Raw genomic sequence first — 5,705 nt, forward strand, 5'->3', positions numbered from 1 at the left:
ACAACCACAAAGGGTGCCTGCGGCAATTTTCCTTGCTCTGCATCGAAAATTCCCGTTTCAAGGGTGCTGCGCAGTTTTGGCCCGGCGGTTTTGGATGTACAGTGCGCGAAAAAAGCCTGGCAATCCTTTGTGGATTGCCAGACTTTTTGAGTACGCTGTGCGCCAAAACCGTCAGCCCAAAACCGATGTTTTCTTGCGTCAACGCGCCTTTTGACGCTGCGCGTCAAACCGTCCGGCCCAAAACCGATGTTTTTTTATGCCAACGCGCCTTTGCGGCGGCGCTGAATAAACAGCGGGACGGCGGCTTCCAGCAGCGTCAGGCCCAGCGCAAGGGAAATATAGAGCCATACGCTGCTTTGGGGGCCCTGCATTCCGGCAATGCAGCGCGCGTCCATGATCCGGTCCTGCGTCTGAACGGAGACCTCATACAGGCCGGAACCGCTCTGAACCTGAGCGGTGTGATAAAGCCTGTCACCGGGAACGGCGGCGTCGGTTTTTTCGTCGATGCGAAAGCGGGAGGTGTAAAGGCTCCAGCTGACGCCCACAAGGCGCGTTTCGTCGGTGCTGTTCCGGTAAAGCACCCAGTCCGCGTCCGATTGGCCGAACAGCCGCGCAGAACCGCCCGCCCTCGTGTGCACGTCCAGAAGCTCGCAGCCTTCAAAATAGGGCAGCCGGGCCAGCCGCTCGGCCGTCAGCGGGCCCGCCTGCGGGAATACCGCCAGGGAAACCGCCGCTGTGAGCAAAACGAAATTCAAGAGAAAAACGCCGGCCCACAGGAGCACCCGGCCCTTCGAGGGCGCGCGCTTTTTCTTCTGCGGGTCCCTTGCTGTTGTCATCCTGAGCACCTCCTGATGTAAATGTGAACAGCGGTAAAGCTGCTTCTTGACTGTATCATACCAAAAAGCAAAGGGCTTGCACAGCACGCCGCCGGAAAACCGTCGCCTTGCCCAAGAAAAGCGGACGCAGCTTGGGCAAAGCGGCGGCCACCGGCGGTCAGCCGCTGCAAACGGGTTGCACTTTTGCCTCCTTTGCCGTATAATAAAAAGAATCTGAAATTTGTATAATTCTGGAAAAGAGGCGGCGGCTTTGACGGACTTTCTGGTAAAACGCTTTATCAAAAACAGCACGGACGTGAACGACCCTGCCGTGCGCACCGCTTACGGCAATTTGGCGGGCGCGGTGGGCATTTTCTGCAACGTGCTGCTGTGTGCGGCCAAGCTGGCGGTGGGCACGCTGTTCGGCAGCATCTCCATTACGGCCGACGCGGTGAACAATCTTTCCGACGCCTCGTCCAGCGTCATCACGCTGGTGGGCTTCCGGCTTTCGGCAAAGCCCGCGGACGACGAACACCCTTACGGCCATGCGCGCATCGAATATCTGGCGGGGCTGGCCGTCTCGGTGATGATCCTCGTCATCGGCGTGGAGCTGGCGCGTTCCAGCATCGGCAAGATCCTGTCCCCCACGGCCGTGGAGTTCAGCCTTGTCACCGTGGCGGTGCTGCTGCTCTCCATCGGCGTGAAGCTGTGGATGGCGGCCTTTAATAAAAAGGTGGGCAGGCGCATCGGCTCGGCCGCGCTGGAAGCCACGGCCATGGACAGCCGCAACGACGTGATCTCCACGGCGGCGGTGCTGGCGGCGAGCGTGGTCTCGGGCCTGACGGGGCTGGAGCTGGACGGCTGGATGGGCCTTGGCGTGGCGCTGTTCATTTTGTGGAGCGGCGTGGGCATCCTGAAGGAAACGGTCGATCCGCTGCTGGGAGAGGCGCCCAGCGAGGAGCTGACGGATTACATCGGCAAAAAGGTGATGAGCTACGACGGCGTGCTGGGCACCCACGACCTGATGGTGCACGATTACGGCCCCGGCCGCCGTTTTGCCAGCGTACATGTGGAGATGGCGGCGGAAAACGACGTGATGCAGAGCCACGACATCATCGACAACATCGAACGGGATTTCCAGGAGAACGACCACATCAGCCTCATCATCCATTACGACCCCATCCTGACGGGCGACGACGCGGTGGGCACGGCCCGGGAGTGGGTGAAGGAGCTGGTGCGGAGCATTTCGCCGGAGCTTTCCATCCACGATTTCCGCATGGTGCAGGGGCCGTCCCACACAAATTTGATTTTCGACACCGTGGTGCCGCACAATTTTCCGCTTTCGGACGCCGCGCTGCGCAAACGCATCCAGAGCCTTGTGGAGACGCACGACGCGGGCGAAACGAAATATTACGCCGTGGTCACCATCGACCACAGCTACGCGGCCATCCCCGGCGCGTGCAAAACAGACGGAAAGGAATGAGCCGCCCGCCTTTTGGGGCGGCCAAAGGATACGGAAAGGGAAGGGAAAGAACATGGAATTCAAAATCTCGGATAAGATGCGCAATATGAAGCCGTCGGTCATCCGCGAGATACTCAAGCAGATGAGCGACCCGACGCTCATCAGCTTTGCGGGCGGGAACCCGGCGGCGGATTCATTCCCGGCGGAGGACATCGCGCGCTTTTCGGACGAACTGCTGCGGCAGGACCCTGTGGCCGCGCTGCAGTATTCGGTGTCGGAGGGCGTGCCCTCGGTGCGCGAAGCCGTGCGGGCCTTTGCCAACCGGCGCGAACGGGTGGCGAAGGAAAACGACGGCGTGCTCATTACATCCGGCAGCCAGCAGATCCTGGATTTCGCGGCCAAATGCCTTTGCAACGAGGGCGACGTGGTGGCTGTGGAAAACCCGGCGTTCCTGGGGGCGTTCAACGCGTTCCGCAGCAGCGGCGCGCGCCTGGCCGGCGTGCCGATGGAGGACGACGGCGTAAACCTGGCCGCGCTGGAGGCCGTGTTTGCCGCGCCGGAAAAGCCGCGCTTTTTCTACTGCATCCCCAATTTCCAGAACCCCACGGGCAAGACCATGAGCCTTGCCAAGCGCAGGGCCGTCTATGCGCTTGCGGTGCGGTACGGCGTGCCCGTGCTGGAGGACGACCCCTACGGGGAGCTGCGCATCGCGGGCGGGCCGGTGCCGTCCATCAAAAGCATGGACACCGAGGGTGCCGTTATCTACGCGGGCAGTTTTTCCAAAATTTTGTGCCCGGGCATGCGCCTTGCGTACTGCGTCTGCGACAAAAAGCTGATGGCCGCCTTTGTGGTGGCGAAGCAGTGCAGCGACGTGCACACCAACGTGTGGGCGCAGCGTGTATGCGAGGCCATGCTGACGCGCACGGATATGGACGCGCACATCCGGGAGATACGCAAAATTTACGCGGCCAAGGCGGCGCTGATGATGGAACAGCTGGATGAAAAGTGCCCGCAGGTCCGTTATACGCGGCCCGAGGGCGGCATGTTCATCTGGGGCACGCTGCCCGAAGGAGCGGACATGCCCGCGTTTGTGCGGGAATGCCTTGCGCGCAAGCTGGCGCTTGTGCCGGGCAACGCGTTCATGGTGGACGAAGAAGCGCCGTGCGGCAGCTTCCGCATGAATTTTTCCACCCCCACGCCGGAGAACATCGTGAAGGGTGTTTCCGTTATGGCCGGGGTGCTTGCCGCGCAGGGGCTCTGACATGCAGGCGGGATAAAAACAAACCAGAGCGGCGCTCCCTCTTTGAAAGGGAGCGCCGCTCTGGTTTTCTGCATCAGCCGGAGCGCACGGCTCACAGCGCCAGCTCCACGCCGCGGCCCGTGCGCTTGTACGGCGTGTAGCGGATGCCCACCATGTCGAACATCCGTTTGCTGGCGATCACGGAATCGGAATCCGCGTATTTGTCCTCGTAATAGATGACCTGTGAGATGCCGCTCTGGATCAGCGCCTTGGCGCATTCGTTACAGGGGAACAGCGTGGTGTAGATGCGCGCGCCCTTCAGGCTGCCTGTGCCGGAGGCATGGTTCAGTATGGCGTTCAGCTCGGCGTGGCAGACATACATGTATTTGGTTTTCAGCGGTTCGCCCTCGCGCTCCCAGGGCATGTCGTCGTCGAAGCAGCCTGTGGGCATGCCGTTGTAGCCCATGGACAAAATCTTGTTTTCGCGGCTGACGATGCACGCGCCCACCTGTGAGGTGTTGTCCTTGCTGCGCTGCGCGGTGAGCAGCGCCACGCCCATAAAATATTCGTCCCAGGAAATATAATCCGTCCGTTTCAAAGCAGGGCCTCCTTGATCTGTGTATGATGTTTGCGCGGGAACACCGCGCGTCAATCCGTCATGGGGCTGACGCCGTCCAGATAGTCCACGGCGGCCAGCGCGGCCACAAGGCCGTCGCCCACGGCGTTGGCCACCTGCAGCGGCTTGCCCGTCATGTCGCCCGCGGCGAACAGGCCGGGAATGTTGGTGCGCATGGCGGCGTCTGTTTTTACAAAGCCGTTTTCCAGCGCAAGGCCGGGCACCAGCGCGTCCGGCGGCGTGGCCGCGCGCAGGATAAAAACGCCCTGTACGGGCAGCGCGGCGCCGCCCACGCGCACGGCCTCCACGGCGGCCCCGCCCTCCACGGCCTCCACGCGCCCGGCCCGGAAGGCCACGCCCGCTTCCAGCGTGTCGGGCCTGCGGCCCGCGATGTAGGTGACGGAGCAGCCGATGCCGTGCAGGAAATTGGCCTCCTGCGGCGCTTCGGGGGAAAGCCCCCACACCGCTACCGCGCGCCCGCGGTACAGCATGCCGTCGCAGGTGGCGCAGTAGGAAACGCCGCGGCCCAGCAGCTCGGCCTCGCCGGGCACGGGCCTTGCCTTGGAAACGCCGCAGGCCAGCACCACGGCGCCCGTTTCCAGGATATCGCCGTCCAGGTTGACCATGAAGCGTCCGCCGAACGGCATGACGTTGCCCGCGCGCCCCTTGCGCAGCACAGCGCCCGCGTCCCGGGCGTGCTGCGTAAAGCGCTCCATCATCTGTTTGCCGGACAGCCCCGGCATGCCCAGATAGTTGTCCACCTGCTCGGCCTTGGCCAGCAGCGTTTCGCCGCTGTGCACCACCAGCACGGTCTTGCCGCGCTGGCGCAGGTTCAGCGCCGCCGAAAGCCCCGCTGGGCCTGCGCCGATGACAATGCAGTCAAAATTCGTTTCCATTTGTACTCCTTATCCGGTGTGGTCACAGCGCCACAACGAGCGTGCCGACGGTGATGAGCACGCCGCCCAGCAGCGTTTTGAGCGTGAGCTTTTCCCCCAGGAAAAGCGCGGCCAGAAGGAATGTGAGGATGAGGCTGAATTTGTCGATGGTGACGACCTTTGCCACCTGCCCCACCTGCAGCGCCTTATAATAGCACAGCCAGCTTGCCCCTGTGGCAAGGCCGGAGAGCATGAGGAACACAAGGCTTCTGCCGCCGATGTCCTTCATGCCGGCCTGCGCCCCGGTGATGAACACCATGCCCCAGGCCATCACAAGCACGAAGATGGTGCGGATGGCCGTGGCCAGGTTGGAATTGATGCCCTGGACGCCGATCTTGCCGAGGATCGCCGTCAGGCTGGCGAACAATGCGGAAAGCCCCGCGTAAACGGCCCACATGAAAAAGCCCCCATTTCTTTGTGCGGGCGTGCCCGGCCGCACCGGGCGCCTTTGCGTTTATTATACAGCAGCACGGGGCAAAAACACAAGCGGCCGCGGCCGTTTCGGGGCCTTCCGCGCGTGTTTTTTTGCCGCCGGGCAGGAAAGCGTCCGCGCCGGCGGGGCAGGGGGCTTCCGCAAATGCGGCCGCCGGGCGCGTGCGCCCAAGGGCGTGCCTTCACGCGCCGCCGGGCCCGCCGG

6 protein-coding genes are annotated in these 5,705 nt (G+C 62.8%); 2 read left to right on the forward strand and 4 right to left on the reverse strand.

Features of this window, described 5'->3' with window-relative positions; genetic code table 11:
* Positions 1 to 254: 254 nt before the first annotated feature.
* The gene (locus IIY41_RS10265; RefSeq protein WP_117472971.1) at positions 255 to 836 is read right to left on the reverse strand and encodes a hypothetical protein; all 582 of its coding nucleotides are present in this window, start codon (positions 834 to 836) and stop codon (positions 255 to 257) included.
* Positions 837 to 1,086: 250 nt separating this feature from the next.
* Here IIY41_RS10265 and IIY41_RS10270 point away from each other — a divergent pair, with 250 nt between their 5' ends.
* Both IIY41_RS10270 and IIY41_RS10275 read left to right on the forward strand, forming a co-directional pair.
* Positions 1,087 to 2,298: a cation diffusion facilitator family transporter gene (locus IIY41_RS10270; RefSeq protein WP_050006683.1), complete on the forward strand. Its 1,212-nt coding sequence runs from the start codon at positions 1,087 to 1,089 to the stop codon at positions 2,296 to 2,298.
* A gap of 52 nt (positions 2,299 to 2,350) precedes the next feature.
* On the forward strand, positions 2,351 to 3,538 hold the full coding sequence (locus tag IIY41_RS10275) for an aminotransferase-like domain-containing protein (protein ID WP_117472972.1): 1,188 nt from the start codon (positions 2,351 to 2,353) through the stop codon (positions 3,536 to 3,538).
* Between the two features lie 91 nt (positions 3,539 to 3,629).
* Here IIY41_RS10275 and IIY41_RS10280 read toward each other — a convergent pair whose 3' ends face one another.
* The 3 genes from IIY41_RS10280 to IIY41_RS10290 are packed head-to-tail and all read right to left on the reverse strand — an operon-like array spanning position 3,630 to position 5,465.
* Positions 3,630 to 4,115: a deoxycytidylate deaminase gene (locus IIY41_RS10280; protein ID WP_009322589.1), complete on the reverse strand. Its 486-nt coding sequence runs from the start codon at positions 4,113 to 4,115 to the stop codon at positions 3,630 to 3,632.
* 50 nt (positions 4,116 to 4,165) lie between these two features.
* Positions 4,166 to 5,029, reverse strand: a complete 864-nt coding sequence (locus IIY41_RS10285) for an NAD(P)/FAD-dependent oxidoreductase (protein ID WP_256291434.1) — start codon at positions 5,027 to 5,029, stop codon at positions 4,166 to 4,168.
* Positions 5,030 to 5,051: 22 nt separating this feature from the next.
* Complete coding sequence (locus IIY41_RS10290) at positions 5,052 to 5,465, reverse strand: EamA family transporter (protein ID WP_009322591.1); 414 nt, start codon at positions 5,463 to 5,465, stop codon at positions 5,052 to 5,054.
* Positions 5,466 to 5,705: the final 240 nt, after the last annotated feature.

It is taken from the genome of Ruthenibacterium sp. (assembly GCF_017421385.1).
Taxonomy (GTDB): Bacteria; Bacillota; Clostridia; order Oscillospirales; family Ruminococcaceae; genus Ruthenibacterium; species Ruthenibacterium lactatiformans.

Excerpts from the sequence above, each read along its gene's own strand:
- IIY41_RS10285 (WP_256291434.1), bottom strand. The coding sequence starts at position 5,029 with ATGGAAACGAATTTTGACTGCATTGTCATCGGCGCAGGCCCAGCGGGG.
- IIY41_RS10275 (WP_117472972.1), top strand. The coding sequence starts at position 2,351 with ATGGAATTCAAAATCTCGGATAAGATGCGCAATATGAAGCCGTCGGTC.
- IIY41_RS10290 (WP_009322591.1), bottom strand. The coding sequence starts at position 5,465 with ATGTGGGCCGTTTACGCGGGGCTTTCCGCATTGTTCGCCAGCCTGACG.
- IIY41_RS10265 (WP_117472971.1), bottom strand. The coding sequence starts at position 836 with ATGACAACAGCAAGGGACCCGCAGAAGAAAAAGCGCGCGCCCTCGAAG.